Annotated in this window: 13 protein-coding genes and 1 tRNA gene; 12 read left to right on the top strand and 2 right to left on the bottom strand. The window is 64.7% G+C overall.

What is annotated here, in order from left to right; genetic code table 11:
* Positions 1 to 103: 103 nt before the first annotated feature.
* The 7 genes from HY57_RS13805 (at position 104) to HY57_RS13775 (ending at position 8,591) form a co-directional block, all read left to right on the top strand.
* A complete protein-coding gene (locus HY57_RS13805) occupies positions 104 to 2,833 on the top strand; it encodes a DUF2339 domain-containing protein (RefSeq protein WP_235186569.1) in 2,730 nt (909 codons plus the stop codon).
* Positions 2,823 to 4,181, top strand: coding sequence for a DUF3999 family protein (locus HY57_RS13800; RefSeq protein WP_019464625.1), 1,359 nt, complete (start codon positions 2,823 to 2,825; stop codon positions 4,179 to 4,181). The genes HY57_RS13805 and HY57_RS13800 overlap by 11 nt, the downstream gene beginning before the upstream one ends.
* 267 nt (positions 4,182 to 4,448) lie before the next feature.
* Entirely contained in the window at positions 4,449 to 5,807 is a 1,359-nt protein-coding gene (locus tag HY57_RS13795) for a replication-associated recombination protein A (protein WP_019464624.1), read from the top strand.
* A 61-nt stretch (positions 5,808 to 5,868) separates the two neighbouring features.
* Positions 5,869 to 6,444 (top strand): hypothetical protein, encoded by a 576-nt coding sequence (locus HY57_RS13790; protein ID WP_038579865.1) that lies wholly within the window; start codon positions 5,869 to 5,871, stop codon positions 6,442 to 6,444.
* A 293-nt stretch (positions 6,445 to 6,737) separates the two neighbouring features.
* A complete protein-coding gene (serS, locus tag HY57_RS13785) occupies positions 6,738 to 8,018 on the top strand; it encodes a serine--tRNA ligase (protein ID WP_019467434.1) in 1,281 nt (426 codons plus the stop codon).
* A gap of 10 nt (positions 8,019 to 8,028) precedes the next feature.
* Complete coding sequence (locus HY57_RS13780) at positions 8,029 to 8,391, top strand: hypothetical protein (protein ID WP_019467435.1); 363 nt, start codon at positions 8,029 to 8,031, stop codon at positions 8,389 to 8,391.
* Between the two features lie 110 nt (positions 8,392 to 8,501).
* A tRNA-Ser gene (locus HY57_RS13775) sits at positions 8,502 to 8,591 on the top strand.
* A 291-nt stretch (positions 8,592 to 8,882) separates the two neighbouring features.
* Here the strand turns inward: HY57_RS13775 and HY57_RS13770 are convergent.
* A complete protein-coding gene (locus HY57_RS13770; protein ID WP_318024222.1) occupies positions 8,883 to 9,290 on the bottom strand; it encodes a DoxX family protein in 408 nt (135 codons plus the stop codon).
* 3 nt (positions 9,291 to 9,293) lie between these two features.
* A complete protein-coding gene (locus HY57_RS13765; protein ID WP_019467437.1) occupies positions 9,294 to 10,205 on the bottom strand; it encodes a LysR family transcriptional regulator in 912 nt (303 codons plus the stop codon).
* A gap of 129 nt (positions 10,206 to 10,334) precedes the next feature.
* Between HY57_RS13765 and HY57_RS13760 the strand changes: the two genes are divergently transcribed.
* The 5 genes from HY57_RS13760 to HY57_RS13740 all read left to right on the top strand — a co-directional run bounded on the left by HY57_RS13760 (position 10,335) and on the right by HY57_RS13740 (position 16,072).
* On the top strand, positions 10,335 to 11,225 hold the full coding sequence (locus tag HY57_RS13760; protein ID WP_019467438.1) for a pirin family protein: 891 nt from the start codon (positions 10,335 to 10,337) through the stop codon (positions 11,223 to 11,225).
* A gap of 266 nt (positions 11,226 to 11,491) precedes the next feature.
* On the top strand, positions 11,492 to 12,130 hold the full coding sequence (locus HY57_RS13755) for a hydrolase (protein ID WP_019467439.1): 639 nt from the start codon (positions 11,492 to 11,494) through the stop codon (positions 12,128 to 12,130).
* A gap of 90 nt (positions 12,131 to 12,220) precedes the next feature.
* A complete protein-coding gene (locus tag HY57_RS13750) occupies positions 12,221 to 14,392 on the top strand; it encodes an FUSC family protein (RefSeq protein ID WP_038579862.1) in 2,172 nt (723 codons plus the stop codon).
* Positions 14,389 to 15,882 carry an efflux transporter outer membrane subunit gene (locus HY57_RS13745; RefSeq protein WP_038579861.1) on the top strand — a complete coding sequence of 498 codons (1,494 nt, stop codon included), beginning with the start codon at positions 14,389 to 14,391 and terminating at the stop codon, positions 15,880 to 15,882. Before HY57_RS13750 ends, HY57_RS13745 begins: the two co-directional genes overlap by 4 nt.
* A complete protein-coding gene (locus HY57_RS13740; protein WP_026034308.1) occupies positions 15,872 to 16,072 on the top strand; it encodes a DUF1656 domain-containing protein in 201 nt (66 codons plus the stop codon). The genes HY57_RS13745 and HY57_RS13740 overlap by 11 nt, the downstream gene beginning before the upstream one ends.
* Positions 16,073 to 16,093: the final 21 nt, after the last annotated feature.

The raw sequence follows: 16,093 nt of genomic DNA, 5'->3' as shown, positions 1-16,093 counted from the left end.
GTCTCCTTGGCGCGCGCATTCGCCCGTGCCACGGCGGCCTCTTCCGGGGCGGCCGTGGCACACTTGCGCCATGACGCCCAGGTGCGGGTGGAGATGGATGGTCATGATTTTTCTATGGATGGTCATGGGCGCTGTGCTTGGCGGGCTGTTGTCGTCCGGGTGGCCGGGCGCCATTGGCGGCGCCATCGTGGGCCTGCTCTGGGGAAAACAGCTTGAGTTGTCCCGTGAGCTGAAGCACCTGCGCGCTCAGCTGGCAGCGAGTAAGCCGGCGCCGGCAGCCCAGCCTGCGCAGGTGACCCCTGAGGAGTGGTCATGGATGACGGCCCATGAAGCCCGCGAGGCCTTGCGCGAGCCGGTCGAGCCGGCCTCGCCGCCCGTTGCGCTGACGCCGCAACCGCCAGTGCCGCCGGTCGAGCGCGCCAAACCGTCGCCCGAGCCTGCGCCCTGGCCCGACGAGGCGTCTGTGCCGCCTGTGCCGCTCCCGCCGTCGGGGTTCGATCGCTTGATGCAGCGCGTGTGGCGCTGGTTCACCGAGGGCAATGTGCCGGTGAAGATCGGCATGCTGGTGTTGTTCGCCGGTGTGGCGGCCTTGCTCAAGTACGCATCCGACGCTGGCCTGCTGCACACGCCGCCGGCCTTGCGCGTGTCGCTGATCGCGCTGGCTGCCATGGGTGGCCTGGCGTTCGGTTGGCGCAAGCGGGAAACGCAGCGTGTGTTCGCGCTGTCCCTGCAAGGCGGTGCCATCGGGGTGCTGGTGATGACGGTGTTTGCCGCCTTCCGCCTGTATGACCTGCTGCCGGCGGGCGCGGCCTTCGCGTTGCTGGTGGTGCTGGTCGCGGGTATCGGCGTGCTGGCCGTGATGCAGGATGCCCTCGCGCTGGCGGTGCTTGGCCTGGTCGCCGGCTTCGCGGCGCCCATCCTCGTATCCACGGGCAATGGCAGTCACGTCGCGCTGTTCAGTTACTACGCCGTGCTCAACCTCGCCATTCTCGGCATCGCGTGGAAGCGCTCGTGGCGCGTGCTGAACCTGCTGGGTTTCATCGCCACATTTGCCGTTGGCACCGCGTGGGGCGTGCTGAAGTACGAGCACTCGCTGTTCGCCAGTACCGAGCCGTTCCTGGTGCTGAACTTCCTGTTCTACCTGTTCATTCCGCTGCTGCATGTGCTGCGTGCGCCGGTGGATCGGCGCCTGGTGATCGACGGCTGCCTGATGTTCGGCAATCCCCTGATCAGCCTGCTGCTGCAAGGTGCCTTGCTGGACTGGGATGGCAAGGCGCTGGCCCTGTCCACGCTGGTCGCCGCGGCCATCTACGTCAGCATTGCCTATGCCACGCGCCGCCTGCCGGCCATGCGCCTGCTGCGCGATACCTGGGCCATCCTTGCCGTGGCGCTGGCGACACTGACGGTTCCGCTCGCACTGCGCGCGGACGTGACCGGCAGTATCTTCGCGCTGGAGGGCGCGGGGCTGATCTGGCTGGGTCTGCGGCAGCAGCGTGTGTTTGCCACCTGGAGCGGCATTGCGTTGCAGCTGTTCGCGGCCTTTGCGCTGATGATCGACCGTGCCATGCATGGCGGCCTTGGTGCGGCGTGGCCGGTGCTCAATCGCGAATGCCTCAGCGCGCTGATGCTGGTGGTTGCCGGCTTTGCCAGTAGCGGGCTGTTTGCGCGGCTGGGCCATGGGCGCCTGTTGCATCGGGTGCTTGCCGTGGTGTTGTACGGCTGGGGCATGCTCTGGTGGGCGGCGGCGAGCGCGCAGGAAATCAGCCATTTCGTGCCGGGCGCACAGACCTTCGCCGCCTGGCTGGCGTGGCTGGCCTTTACGGCGTGGGGCGTGGCGGAAGCGTCGCGCCATCGCACGTCGCGCGAGCTGGACGTTGCGCTGGAGTGGAGTCCCGTGGCCTTCATGACGGCCATGCTGTTGCTGATCGTCGGCACGGGGCTCGATCACGAGCAGCCATGGCATGGCTGGAGCCTGCTGTCGGTGCTGGCTGCCGGCGTGCTCGGCTGGCGCACGCTGCTGTGCCTGCGCGATACGGCATGGGCCGGCGCAGCCGCGCAGTGGGCTTGGCTGTGGCGCTGGGTGCTGCTGGCGGCGTTCGGTATCGGCGTGGCGCTGGCGCGTCTGCGCTGGCTTGCCGGCAGCTGGGATGCCTCGCTGGCGATGATGCCGGTGCTGCTGGTGTTCGTCCTCGCGCAGTGGTGGCCGCGCCTGCTTGCGCCACCCATGGCGCAGGCCACTTCGCGCTGGTTGCCGTCACTGAAGTATTCGCTGCTGATGGTGATGGCGGTGGCCGGTGTGGTGGCCTTGTTCGTGGGTGGCAATGCCGCGCCGCTGCGTTACGTGCCGGTGCTCAATCCGGTGGAGCTGCTGTTGCTGCTGATCGCGCTGGCCTTCGCGTCCTGGCTGACCGATGCGGCGCTGCCGGTGACGCTGAAGCGCCTCCGCGGCCCCGTGCTCGGCGGTATCGCCCTGGCGCTGGCGACCAGCATCACCCTGCGGGCGGTGCACCAGCTGGGTGGCGTGCCGTGGAGTGATGCACTGTTCGACTCCAGCCTCGCGCAAATGTCGCTGACCCTGGTCTGGAGCATCTTCGGCCTGTGCGCCTGGGTATGGGGTTCGCGGCGCGGCCATCGCCTGTTCTGGCTGGCCGGCGCCATCATCATGGGCGTGGTGCTCGCCAAGCTGGTCCTGATCGATCGCCGTCAGCTGGGCAATCTGTTCGGCATCGGCTCGTTCATCGCGTTCGGCCTGCTGTGCAGTGTCATTGGATACCTGGCGCCGGCTCCGCCGCGCCGTTCATCGTCAATGGAGGAGACCGGGCATGCGCCTTGATGTTCGCTGGATTGCGCTGGCCTTGATGCTGCCCGTGGCTGCGGCCCGGGCGGACAGCAATGTCGATTACGCGTACGCCTTTCCGCTGGTGACGAAAGAGAAGGCCGAGGCCTATCGCGTTGTGCTCACGCCCGAGGTGTACGCCTCCGCCCATCCGTCCGCGGACCTGGGCGACATGATCGTGGTCAACGCGCAGGGCAAGCCGGTGCCGTTCGCGCCGCTGCCGGCAACACCGCCGGCCAGGCACGATTTCGAAACGCAGGCGCGCCTGCTCGCGCTGCCGGTGAGCGCAGCCAGCAGCGACAGCGTGAAGGTGGAGCGCAATGCCAATGGCGGCATCGTGATCAGCCAGGACGATCGTGGCGACACCGCGCAGCGCCCCCATGCCTGGCTGATCGATGCGGGCCGTGTCGCCACCATCGACAGCATCGCGCTGGAGCCCTCGTCACTGCAGCAGGACTTCCAGCTACACGTCTCCGTGGAAGGCAGCAACGACTTGCGCGACTGGCGACTGCTGGCCGACGACGCAAGCCTGACCCGCGTGCATAACGACCAAGACCAGGTCGAGCAGCTCAATATCGACCTGGGCACGAATGCCGCGGAGCGTTATCTGCGCATCCGAGTAGTGGAAGGTGCAGTGGACTGGAGTACGGGCCGCGCGCCCACGGTGAAGCTCACGGGCAGCTACACCGATGCCGCGGCCGAACGCGCCTCGCAGCTCCAATGGCTGGAGGCCAAGGCCGGTGCGCAGGCCGCCAACGACTATGACTACGAGCTGCCCGCGGCCTTGCCGGTGGAATCGTTCCGGCTGACCCTTCCGGCCGGCAATAACGCCGCGCGGGTGCATGTGCTGGTGCAAAGCCCGGACGCCACAGCGTGGACGGAAGTAACCGCCCTCGACCTGGTGCGCGCTGCCGGCAAGGAGGGTGATGCCACCGCCACCGTGGCGCCGCGCAGTGTGGAGCACTTGCGCGTGCACAGCGACACGCCGCTGTCCGGTGCGCCGTCGCTGCGCATCGGCTGGTTGCCACCGCAGTACGCGTTCCTGCCGGAAGGCAGCGCGCCGTACCGCCTGCTGGTCGGCAGCTACGCCGCGCGACGCGGTGATTACCCGGTGGAAGAGGCCTTCGGCCGTCTGCGTGGCACCTATGGGGACGAGTGGCTGCCGCCGGTGGCCGAACTGGGCCCGCGTGTGGACGAGGCCGGCGCCGTGGCGCTGGAGGCACCCAGGGTGCCCTACGACTGGACCAAGCCTTTGCTGTGGGCGGTGTTGGTGCTTGGCGCGCTGGGTGTGGCGGCTATGGCATTCAGTGTGTTGCGCCAGGGGAAAGGGGGCGAGTCGAAGTGAGGAGGGGCGAGTCGAAGTCCTGACCGAGGCGGCGAGACCCACATTTTCGCTCGTCATTCCCGCGAAAGCGGGAGGCGCTCTTCAGCAGCCGCATGGCGGGTCATCCAAATGTCTTTGATTTGGAGGAGCGGAAAGTCGCTGGATGACCAGCCCTTGGGCTGTTGAAGAGCGTCTCCCGCTTTCGCGGGAATGACGGTTCTTTTGTGACGCATGGTCAGTTGCCGGGGCAGGGGATAAGTGAGCCTCCCATCGGCGCAATGCCCTATCATGGAAGGCATGTCACGCAGCGATATGTTCGACACGCCGGGCCTGTTTGCCGAGCCCGACGACCTCAAGCCCCTGGCCGAACGCATGCGGCCGCGCACCCTGGATGACATCGTGGGCCAGCAGCGCGTGCTGGCTCCCGGCAAGGCGCTGCGCCGCGCGCTGGAAGCCGGCCGGGTGCACTCCATGATCCTGTGGGGGCCGCCCGGTTGCGGCAAGACCACGCTGGCCTTGCTGGTCGCCCGCTACGCCGATGCCGATTTCCGCGCCATCTCCGCTGTGCTCTCGGGCCTGCCCGACGTGCGCAAGGCGCTGGCCGAGGCCGAGGGCAACTTCGCGCAGGGCCGTCGCACCGTGCTGTTCGTGGACGAGGTGCACCGCTTCAACAAGGCACAGCAGGATGCCTTCCTGCCGCACATCGAGCGCGGCGTGATCATCTTCATCGGCGCCACCACCGAAAACCCCTCGTTCGAACTCAACTCCGCCTTGCTCTCGCGCTGCCGCGTGCACGTGCTGGAAGCGGTGACCCCCGACGACATCGTCGTGGCGCTCAAGCGCGCGCTGGAAAACAATGAGCGTGGCCTCGGCACCATGCAGCTCGACGTCTCCGACGAGTCGCTCCGGCTCATCGCGCAGGCGGCCGATGGCGACGTGCGCCGCGCGCTCACCCTGCTGGAAATCGCCTCGGAACTGGCCGAAGACCACCGTATCGACGAAACCACGCTCACGCAGGTGCTGGCCGACCGCACGCGCCGCTTCGACAAGGGTGGGGAGCAGTTCTACGACCAGATCTCGGCGCTGCACAAATCGGTGCGTTCGTCCGACCCGGATGCCGCCGTGTACTGGCTCACCCGCATGCTGGATGGCGGCGTGGACCCGCTCTACCTTGCACGGCGCATGACCCGCATGGCCGTGGAAGACATCGGCCTGGCCGAACCACGTGCCTGGCGGATGGCGCTGGACGCATGGGACACCTACGAGCGCCTCGGCAGCCCCGAGGGCGAGCTGGGCCTGGCGCAGCTCGCCATCTGGCTGGCCATCGCGCCCAAGAGCAATGCCGCGTACATGGCGTACAACAACGCCCGCGCGGTGGTGCAGCAGACCGGTACGCTGGAAGTGCCCATGCACCTGCGCAATGCGCCCACCAAGCTGATGAAGGGCCTGGGCTACGGGCAGGGCTACCAGTACGACCACGACAGCGCCGGAGGCGTTGCGCTCGATCAGCGGTGCCTGCCCGACGCGCTGGACGGCACCGTGTTCTACGAGCCGGTGGAGCGCGGGATGGAGCTGAAGCTGCGCGAGAAACTGTTGAGCCTGCGCGAAGCCCGCCGCGAGGCGCGCGACCGCACTGGCCGAAAGTAAAGTTGCCGCCCACCAACCCGGGGCATAGATTCACCGCACCGAAGCCAATGGGGGAGTCGTCATGCGCGTACTCGTAGCTGCCTTGTTGGGTGGCATCGTCATGTTCATTTGGGGTGCCGTGGCGCATATGGCGCTGGGGCTGGGCAACGTCGGCATGCGGCAACCCGTGGCCGAGGATACCGTCCTCGCCACCCTGCGGCCGGGGCTGGGCGAGCAGGCCGGCGTATTCATCCTGCCTTCGGTGGACCCGGCCAAGATGGGTGACAAGACGGTCATGGCCGCCTACTCGGCCAAGTCCAAGTCATCCCCCTATGCCTTCATGGTCTATATGCCGCAAGGCGACGACCTGTCTGACATGAGTGGCCAGCTGCCGCGGCAATGGGCGTCCGATACCTTGTCCGCCCTCATGCTGGCCTTCGTCATGGGGCTGGCTGCCTTCAGCTTCATGACGCGGCTGGGTATTGCGGTCGCCGCCAGCGTGTTCGCCTGGCTCAGCACCCTGGTGCCGTATTGGAACTGGTACCGGTTTCCGACCAATTTCACCGTGGCGGCCTTGGTGGAGCAGGTAGTGGGCTGGCTGCTGGCCGGGGCGGTGATGGCGTGGTGGCTGGGAAGGGATGGTCGGCGGGCCCGCTGACGAGACACCCATCGTCGCGAGCTTCTCGCTCGTCATCCCGGCGCAGGCCGGGATCCAGAGCCTCAGTGGCCGGCTGTCGCCTCACGCATCGAGGCTTTATCGGTCGCGCAGCGCTCAGGCGCCTGGGCCCCGGCTTTGCCGGGTGTGATGGACTGAGGCTCTGGATCCCGGCCTACGCCGGGATGACGAGCCGTGGGGACTGCGGCAATTTCCGAAGGGGAGCTCGCCGCATTGCCCCCCAACCACCCCCGCAGCGATAATCCGGCGTTCCAAGTCATTCATCTGGACCCGACATGCTGGACCCCGCACTGCTGCGCTCGCGACTGGCCGAAACGGCCGCCCGCCTCAAGGAAGCCCGTGGCTACGAACTCGACGTGGCCGCCATCGAGGCGCTGGAAAGCCAGCGCAAGCAGCTGTCCACGGAAACGCAGGAGCTGCAGAACCTGCGCAACACGCGGTCCAAGGCCATTGGCCAGGCCAAGGCCAAGGGTGAGGACGTTGCCCCGTTGATGGCCGAAGTCGCCGGCATCGGCGACAAGCTCAAGGCCAACGAACAGGCGCTCGCCGACGTTCAGGCCAGGCTGGCCGACATCGCGCTGGGCATCCCCAATATCCCGCATGAGTCCGTGCCGCTGGGCAACGACGAAACCCAGAATGCCGAGCAGCTGCGCTGGGGCACCCCGCGCACGTTCGATTTCGAGATCAAGGACCACGTGGACCTGGGTGCCCGCCACGGCTGGCTCGACGCCGACGCCGGCGCCAAGCTCTCCGGCGCGCGCTTCACCGTGCTGCGCGGCCAGCTCGCCCACCTGCATCGCGCGCTCGCCCAGTTCATGCTCAACCTGCAGACCGGTGAGCACGGCTACCTGGAATGCAACGTGCCGCTGATCGTCAACGCGGACACGATGAAGGGCACCGGCCAGCTGCCCAAGTTCGAGGATGACCTGTTCTCCACCGAGGTGAACGAGGCCAAGCGTTACCTCATTCCCACCGCCGAAGTGGCGCTGACCAACCTGGTGGCCGACAGCATCGTCGAGGCCGATGCACTGCCCATGCGCCTCACCGCGCACAGCATGTGCTTCCGCGCCGAGGCCGGCAGCTACGGCCGCGACACGCGCGGCATGATCCGTCAGCACCAGTTCGAAAAGGTCGAAATGGTGCAGATCGCCACGGCCGAGCAGTCGCACGCCCAGCTGGAGGAAATGGTTGGCCACGCCGAAAAGGTCCTGCAGCTGCTCAACCTGCCGTACCGCAAGGTGCTGCTGTGCACCGGCGACATGGGTTTCTCCGCCATCAAGACCTACGACCTGGAAGTGTGGCTGCCCAGCCAGAACACCTATCGCGAGATCTCCTCGTGTTCCAACTGCGGCGACTTCCAGGCTCGCCGCATGCAGGCCCGCTGGCGCAATCCCGCCACCGGCAAGCCGGAGCTGGTGCACACCTTGAACGGCTCCGGCCTGGCCGTGGGCCGCACCCTGGTCGCCGTGATGGAGAACTACCAGAACGCCGACGGCTCCATCACCGTGCCCGAGGTGCTGCGCCCCTACCTGCGCAACCTCGAGCAGATCGCCTGAGGCCCGTGGCATGAGCAGCACGCGCTGGGACAAGGTCGAACTCACCGCCAGCTACACGCTGCTGACCATCCTTGCCACCGAGCTGCTCACCCGCCTGGGGCTGTGGACCATGTTCCCCATCCCCACGGTGGACCTGGTACTCAGCCTCATCGCCACCGTGCTGGTGATCGGCGCCTTCTGGTTCGCCCGCACCAGCCGTGCCCTGCGCTTCGGCATCATCACCTTCGCCGCCGCTACCCAGCTCGTACCCATGGTCATCCGCCAGCCGGTACTGCTGCTCCCGCTGGTCGGTGCAGCGGTGCCGGTGGGCATCATGCTGTGGGCGATGATCGCCCTGTCGAAAAAAGGGCGGGGAACGGCGAGCCATTCCTGATAGGATGGCCACCCCGCAACGACGCGCCGACCCTTGGCCCGTCATTCCTGCGAAGGCAGGAATCCAGTGACTTTGAGGGCCCGCCCCAGTCATTGGGCAAAACCAGAAACGGAGAGATGGCCGAGCGGTTTAAGGCAGCAGTCTTGAAAACTGCCGTAGGTGTAAGCCTACCGTGGGTTCGAATCCCACTCTCTCCGCCAGATACGCAAAGGCCCCCGTATGGGGGCTTTTGCGTATCTGATGGAAAGACTGGGTGAGAACCCACTCGGGTTCGACAAATTCGTCAGGAACGAATTTGGACAGCCGAAGGCTGGCCCCGTAGCGCATAGCGCGGAGGGCTTGGGTGCATGGATGCACCCGACAATCCCACTCTCTCCCCCGGATTTGCAAATAGGCCCATTTTTTGGCTTTTTTTGTTGCCTTGGAAAAGGCACGTCACTCCACATCTCGCCCCACAAGCGATGCGATTCGACGAACTCTTGCCCAGGTGGCTAGAGCACGAAGGCCCCCGGACCTGAGCCAATCAAGATGGCGAAGCCGCCGATGATGCTGATGTGTTCAAGGAATCCCGTGAACATGACGGTGCGCTCGGATCCTTCACGCCGCCAGAAGTCGTAGAAGACCACGGCAGTCGCGAGCGTGAATGCCGCAAGGGCCAGGGATGCTGGTGTAATGAAACGGCCAGCCATGATGGCGATGCCGCAGACGATTTGCACCACGATGGTTGCCAACAGAGAGAGGTGTGGCAGAGGGAGATTTTTTGCCTTGACCTCTTCCAGGCCGTGTTGGAAATAGACGGCTTTATTGAAACCACTCAAGACAAACATGAAGGCGATGAAGATTCTTCCGGCCAACAAATAGTAATCAGACATGTAGGTTTCCTCGGTTGCCTTTTCTATGGCTCAATTTACGTCGTCCTCATCGATGGCGAGCCGTTCCGCGAGAAAGTCGATGAGACTTCGGACGGAAGGCAGCAAGCCGCGACGAGAAGAGAAAACCGCGTGCACGATGCCACTGGCAGGCGTCCAGTCCGGTAAAAGCTCCACGAGGTTGCCAGCTTTGAGTTCTCCAGAAACCACCATGCTGGGAAGCTGTACGACACCTACGCCCCTGGCAGCTGCGGCACATAGGGCGATCATGTCGTCCGTGATCATGCGCGGATCATGGTGGATGGATGCTTTCAGGCCATTGGGTCCCTTGAACTCCCAGACATGGATACCGTTGTTTGGGCAAAGGTCGATGGTTGGGTAATGGCTCAGATCCGCAGGTGTGGCTGGGTTTCCGAAGGACGCGAGCAAACCGGGCGACCCCACCAGTCTCCATCTGCGTGCGGCGAACACCTTCAAGACGAGGTCGCTGTTCTCGAGCGGCGGCGGCCTTGCGCGAATGGCAACGTCAACGCCTTCTGCGATGACATCGACGCGACGGTTGGTGGCCTCCAGCAGCAACTTCACCTTCGGGTACATGGCCAGGTAGTCGCCAAGCATGACGCCCACCCGGGCGTGGAGTAGCGCAATGGGACAGGTGATTCGCACCACACCCTGAGGCTCGGAGCGCCGGAATTCGATGATTTCATCAGCGGCATCCGCTTCGACCAGCATGGCCTGACACCGCCGATAGAACTCTTGCCCAATTTCAGTCACCGAGAAGTATCGGGACGATCGTTGTATCAGCTGCACCGCCAGCCGGGATTCGAGCGTGGCGATCCGGCGGCTCAGTTTTGACTTCGGGATTCGCAGGGCGCGACTCGCCGGCGTGAAACCCTGGTGCTCGACCACTTGGGCGAAATAGTACAGGTCATTGAGATCCCGCATGTGGGCACTCATCGTTCTAAAAATAGGACGCAGGTAATCAAAATTGCCGTCTACACGGCTTATCGTTCCAAGGGTATCGTCCATTGTCAATGACGCCAGGGGCCTGTGCCGGGCGGTGGGAGATACCTCATGAAGAAGGTGTTGGGCGTGTACAGCGCCCCACATGACCACTGGGTCGGCGACGGTTTTCCAGTGCGCTCGATCTTCAGTTACGACAGCCACGGGCAGCATATGAGCCCCTTCCTGCTGTTCGACTACGCAGGGCCGGTCGCATTCGAACCATCGGCGAAAAAGCGTGGCGTGGGGCAGCACCCACATCGTGGATTCGAGACTGTCACCATCGTGTATCAGGGCGAACTTGAACACAGGGACTCCACAGGGGCGGGTGGCAAAATCGGCCCGGGGGATGTTCAGTGGATGACCGCAGCGTCAGGCATCCTGCACGAAGAATTCCACTCTCCAGCCTTCACGCGTAGCGGGGGTGTGCTCGAGATGGTGCAGCTCTGGGTCAATCTGCCAGCGAAAGCGAAGCTTTCCGCGCCTCGCTACCAGCCCTTGCTGGCCGGGGACATTCCCACATTCGAGCTACCTGCGGGGGCGGGACACATCCGTGTCATCGCCGGCGACTATCGCGGCCACCAGGGACTGGCCAAGACCTTTACGCCCATCAATGTATGGGACCTCCGATTGCGCAGGGGGCACAACACCCGTCTGGAGATTCCGGAAGGTCAAACGATTGCCTTGGTCGTGCTGCATGGTGCCGTCAAGGTCGCCGGCTCCGCCATGGCTCGCGAGGCGCAAATGGTGATGCTTTCGCGCAAAGGAACCAGCGTCATGTTGGATGCGCAGGGGGATGCCAGCGTATTGGTACTGAGTGGCGAGCCCATCACCGAGCCAGTCGTGGGGAGCGGTCCTTTTGTGATGAATACGGTCGAGGAGATCAACCAGGCCGTCGACGACTTCAACGGTGGGAAATTCGGGCGCGCGGTCGATCGGGATCCAGATCGCAGGTCTCGTTGACCAGGAAGGCAGGCTTGGGAAGGGACGCTGTTGCAAGAGTTTTTCGTGCCCGGCATGTCGCCGACAGGACTGAACCGTCACCCTGATGAAGGGGGCGGCGCCTGACTAAACCAACTGGTTGTTTGTCGGTTGCTGATCGCACGCCACCGAAAGGGCGGAGAGACGCAACCGAGTATCGAATCCGGGACGTACCTGATCGTTCCGCTTACATGCCCGGGAGGTCACCGGGCGCTTGCTTCCACTCCCACACTCCAGGAAACACGCTCATGGCTAGTGAACCGATTCGCGACCCCAGCAAAGACCATCTGCTTACCCCGCAAAACTCCGCTTTCATCATCATCGACTATCAACCGGTGCAGGTGAACTCCATCGCCTCCATGGATCGCCAGCTTCTGGTGAACAACATTGTCGGCACTTCCAAAGCTGCTATCGCCTATGGCTTGCCCATTGTCCACTCCACGGTGAACGTGAAGACAGGCCTGAACAAGCCGCCGATCAGCCAGCTCCGCAAGGTGCTCGACAAGTATCCGACCTATGACCGCACGACGATCAATTCGTGGGAGGACGTCGAATTCCGCAAGGCTGTAGAAGCGACAGGGCGCAAGAAGCTCATCATGACGGCATTGTGGACGGAGGCCTGCCTGACGTTCCCTGCGCTGGATGCCTTGAAAGAAGGTTACGAGGTCTACGTGGTGGCCGACGCGGTCGGTGGCACCTCGGTGGCTGCGCATGAAATGGCGCTGCGCCGTATCGAACAGGCAGGCGGCAAGATGATCAGCGTAACGCAGCTGTTCTGCGAGCTGCAGCGCGACTGGCAGCGGAAGGACACGGTGCCGGCCTTCATCAATCTCTTCATTGAAACCGGTGGCACCGCTGGCTTGCAGTTCTCGTACGACAAGGATTGATGCAGTGGCCGCTTCGGGGGTATGCCCCTCGGAGTGGCCCCCGCACCGCTATCGACCCAGCCAATCACGCACCGTGCCGACCTTGCCGCGATGAGTTCTGTTCTTGACCGCTCCAACGCGCTCTCCTGGCCGCAAAACGCCATGGAGTACTGGAAGGCTGATCGGGGCCGGCTGATACATGCGGCCAAGACGGCGGTTGCCGTGCTTCTTTCCGCGTGGCTCTGCATGCGGCTCGAGCTGCTTACGCCTCGTACCGCGATGGTGTCTACCGTGATCCTCATGATGCACCAGCAGGCCGGCATGGTGATTGCCCGCGGTTTCTATCGCGGCATAGGGATGGCGGTGGGAAGCCTCGCTGGCCTGATGCTCGTAACGTTGTTCCCGCAACGGCCCATGCCGTTCCTTCTCGCACTGTCGGCGTGGGTGGCTCTTTGCGTGTGGGGGGCGTCGTACTACCGCAATTATCAGTCCTACGGTTTCGTTCTTGCGGGCTATGCCACGGCAATCACCGCGGTGCCCGCGTGGAGCAATCCCTACGGTATCTTCGACAGCGTCGTTTATACGATGAGCGACGTAGCGATCGGGGTGGTCTGCGCCAGCGCCGTCAGCGCGCTGCTGATCCCCCAGCATGTGGTGCCCGCATTGCTTCAGAGCGGCCAGCGTCATTTTGCGCATTTTCTCGCTTTTGTCCGCCAGGCATTGCGCGGTCAGCTGTCGCCCGAGGCCATCGATGCCGCGCACATCGCACTCGTCAGCGAGAGGGCTCAGCTGGAAAGTCTGCGATCCGCAGCCGTTTTCGAGGATCCACAACTTCGGCTGCGCAATCCCATCATGATTCGCCTGAACCGGGAGTTCCTTGATGCGAGCGCAGGATTCCATGCCATACGTCAGGTACGCGAACGGATGGCACGCCTGCACCGCGACGATTGCTGGAATGCGCTCCGTGCGCTGCATGATGATTTCCTCGGCATCCTGACCGTGCCAGAGGGCACGCCATTGCTCCCGCTGGCGGACATCAAGGCGATCCATGCGAGCATCCGCGCCTATGTGGACGGACTGCCCGGACGCATCCAGGCGCAGCGAGAGACCCTCGCCGGCATGGACGACGAGGGGCAGGAGCTCTTTGCGACCGGTGCGGCATTGCTCTACTTCGCGGCGCGGGACTTTCGCGATTACCTCACCGACTTCATCGCGCTGCGCGAGGGTGGCGCAGCGAGCGCCGATCACGGCTCGGCCAAGGCACGTCCCGAGCACATCGTCAGCACCGCCAATCACATGGCGGCCAGTGCCGCCGCCTTGCGGGCGGGCATCGCCGTGCTGGCCGTGGCGTCTTTCTGGCTCGCCTCGGGCTGGGTGGGTGGCGCCAGCGCGCTCGTTGCGGTGTCGATCACCAGCGCGCTCTTTGCCGTCGTGCCACAACCCGCGGTTGCCAGCCGCCATATGTTCCTGGGTTGCCTCGCCGGTGGGGTCACGGCATTTCTCTTCAACTTCTTCGTGCTCCCGCGGCTGGATGGCTTTACGTTGCTGGCTGCGTGCATGGCGCCGATCCTTATGGTCGGCAGCTACGTGAATTCGTTTCCATCCACGGCGGTTCTTGGCCTTGGCTTCAATATCTACTTCTGCTTCATCGGGAACCTGGCCAACCCCAACGTTTACGACCCCACGGCGCTGCTGGATACGGGCTTTGCCATGTTGCTCGGCATAGGCACCTCGGCGCTGGCGTTCTCGGTGGTTCTGCCTTACGGCAGCGACTGGGCCATGCAAAGTTACCTGCGACAGATCCGCCGGGAGGTGGTGCGGGTGGCCTGTGGTTCTCCGCTGCGGGATGGTCTGCTGCTGCGCTTTGAGAGCGGCATGCGCGATTTCATCATTCAACTGCAGTCCCGTGCATCGACCCGCGGAGGAGCTCGCAGCGATTTCCTTGGCTGGGCGTTTGCGGCGCTCGAGCTTGGGCGCGCGATCATCCAGATCCGCATGGACGGCGCGAACTTCGCCGCGAGCCTGCCGTCCGAGTGGCCTGCCGCGCAGTACGCATGGCAGACATCCATCGCTGCGCTGTTCGACCAGGTGACGCCCGAGCGCCATGCTCAGGCGCTGGCCAGCACCCGTGCTGCCTTGCAGGCCATTCCGCGACGGAACTTCGTGGACACGTCTCCCGGGACGCTGGCGTGCTTCCGCATGCGGGCGCTGCTTCACGCCACGGAGCTGTCGCTGCTGGATGACACGCTTCCGTTGATGCCCCGGGCGGAGGCTGCGTCATGAGGTCACAAAAGCACGCTTCGCAGCCTGCATGGCTACTCGTCACGACGGCATTGTTCCTGGGTGGATGCATCGGTACCGGTGGCATCCACCCGCGCTCGACACTGCTCGATGCGTCCAGGCTTGAGCCGGGCGCCGCCGTGACTGGCGTACCTGCGGATGGCACCTGGCCTGCGAATGACTGGTGGACGCGTTGGCAGGATCCCCAGCTCGATCAATGGGTGAAGCAAGCCATCGCAGGCCAGCCCAGCCTTCGCATCGCGCAGGCGCGCCTGGATCTGGCACAGGCCCAAGCGCACATCGCAGGCGCGTCCCGAGCGCCTCAGCTCGGGGCGGTGGCCGATCTGGGTCGGGAACGCTACCCCCTCTACGCCACGCCGTCACCGCCCGGCGGATACACCGTGTGGAGCAACGAGGTCGGCGCCACCTTGTCGTACGACCTCGACTTCTGGGGTAAGCACAAGGCGGAGCTGAGCGGCGCACTGGATGTGGTCCACGCGTCCCGCGTGGAGTCCCGTGGCGTGCAACTGGCGCTGGAGACGGCCGTGGTGCGCGCCTACATTGAACTTTCGTTGCAGTACGACTTGCTGGACGCCGAGACGGTCATCGCCGAGCAGTCCCGTCAAACCCGGGATATCGTCGCCCGGCGCGCGGCGGCGGGGCTGGCGACACGGCTCGATCTGAGTCAGGCCGACGCGCAGGTGGCGAACGAGGCCAGTCAGCTCGAGCAGACCCGGCGGCAGATCGCGCTGCTCGGCCACACGCTGGCTGCCCTGAGCGGGCAGGGCCCGGGTGCGGGCGATGCGATAGCCCGTCCACGTCTTGCGCTGGACGTACCGATCGCATTGCCAACGCGACTGCCCGCGGAGCTCATAGGCCGCCGGCCGGACATCATTGCGCAACGATGGCGCGTCGAGGCGGCATCCGAGGGAATCACCGCTGCCCACGCGGCGTTCTATCCCAATATCGATCTCATCGCGACGGCAGGCTTGACCTCTGCCACCACCTTCGGTGGCTTCTTCAACTTTCTCAACAGCGATGCCATTGGCCATCGCGTGGGCGCCGCCATCTCGCTCCCGATTTTCGACGGCGGGCGGCTCCAGGGTCAGTATGGAGCCGCCGTTGCTGGGTATGACGCGGCGGTGGAGTCCTACAATCAAAGCGTGATTCTCGCGATGCAACAGGTAGCCGACCAGGTCGTCTCTCTGCAGTCGCTCGCCACGCAGCAACAGCAGGCGGAACAGGCGGTCGCGTCGGCCACTGCGGCGCACGACCTTGCGTTGCAGGGCTATCGCAGCGGCATCACCGAGTTTCTCAACGTCATCGCCACCGAGGCCACGTTGCTGCGCGATCGCCAGCAGCTGGCGGGCATCCAGGCGCGTCGCCTGGATAGCTGGGCTTTGCTGATGCAGGCCATCGGCGGCGGCTTGGAAGGCGGCACCGATGCCACACCCGATGCCGCGCGCCCCGACGGTGATCGCCATGCCCCGTGAGATCTCCTTTTTCTCGCTGCTCATTCCAAGCCTGCTTCCGGTACTGATCGGAAGCGCGCTGCTATTCATCGCCCTGGATCTCGGGTTTTCGCGCCTCGGCATGTATCGGCACGTGTGGCATCCGGCGCTTTTCCGTGCCTCGCTGTTCACCGTGATCTTCGCGCTGGCCGGCCTTTGGCTACGCCCATGACGCACCGTCATCGCCTCCTGG

The organism is Dyella japonica A8 (genome assembly GCF_000725385.1).
In the GTDB taxonomy this organism is placed as follows: Bacteria; Pseudomonadota; Gammaproteobacteria; order Xanthomonadales; family Rhodanobacteraceae; genus Dyella; species Dyella japonica_C.
Note: the sequence above shows the minus strand (reverse complement) of the source record. Positions and strands in the feature narration are given on the sequence as shown.

What these genes read in the sequence shown, in the direction of transcription:
- HY57_RS13760 (WP_019467438.1), top strand. Translation starts at nt 10,335, where the DNA reads ATGAAGAAGGTGTTGGGCGTGTACAGCGCCCCACATGACCACTGGGTC.
- HY57_RS13745 (WP_038579861.1), top strand. Translation starts at nt 14,389, where the DNA reads ATGAGGTCACAAAAGCACGCTTCGCAGCCTGCATGGCTACTCGTCACG.
- HY57_RS13805 (WP_235186569.1), top strand. Translation starts at nt 104, where the DNA reads ATGATTTTTCTATGGATGGTCATGGGCGCTGTGCTTGGCGGGCTGTTG.
- HY57_RS13790 (WP_038579865.1), top strand. Translation starts at nt 5,869, where the DNA reads ATGCGCGTACTCGTAGCTGCCTTGTTGGGTGGCATCGTCATGTTCATT.
- HY57_RS13795 (WP_019464624.1), top strand. Translation starts at nt 4,449, where the DNA reads ATGGAAGGCATGTCACGCAGCGATATGTTCGACACGCCGGGCCTGTTT.
- HY57_RS13765 (WP_019467437.1), bottom strand. Translation starts at nt 10,205, where the DNA reads ATGCGGGATCTCAATGACCTGTACTATTTCGCCCAAGTGGTCGAGCAC.
- serS (WP_019467434.1), top strand. Translation starts at nt 6,738, where the DNA reads ATGCTGGACCCCGCACTGCTGCGCTCGCGACTGGCCGAAACGGCCGCC.
- HY57_RS13780 (WP_019467435.1), top strand. Translation starts at nt 8,029, where the DNA reads ATGAGCAGCACGCGCTGGGACAAGGTCGAACTCACCGCCAGCTACACG.
- HY57_RS13800 (WP_019464625.1), top strand. Translation starts at nt 2,823, where the DNA reads ATGCGCCTTGATGTTCGCTGGATTGCGCTGGCCTTGATGCTGCCCGTG.
- HY57_RS13740 (WP_026034308.1), top strand. Translation starts at nt 15,872, where the DNA reads ATGCCCCGTGAGATCTCCTTTTTCTCGCTGCTCATTCCAAGCCTGCTT.
- HY57_RS13750 (WP_038579862.1), top strand. Translation starts at nt 12,221, where the DNA reads ATGAGTTCTGTTCTTGACCGCTCCAACGCGCTCTCCTGGCCGCAAAAC.
- HY57_RS13755 (WP_019467439.1), top strand. Translation starts at nt 11,492, where the DNA reads ATGGCTAGTGAACCGATTCGCGACCCCAGCAAAGACCATCTGCTTACC.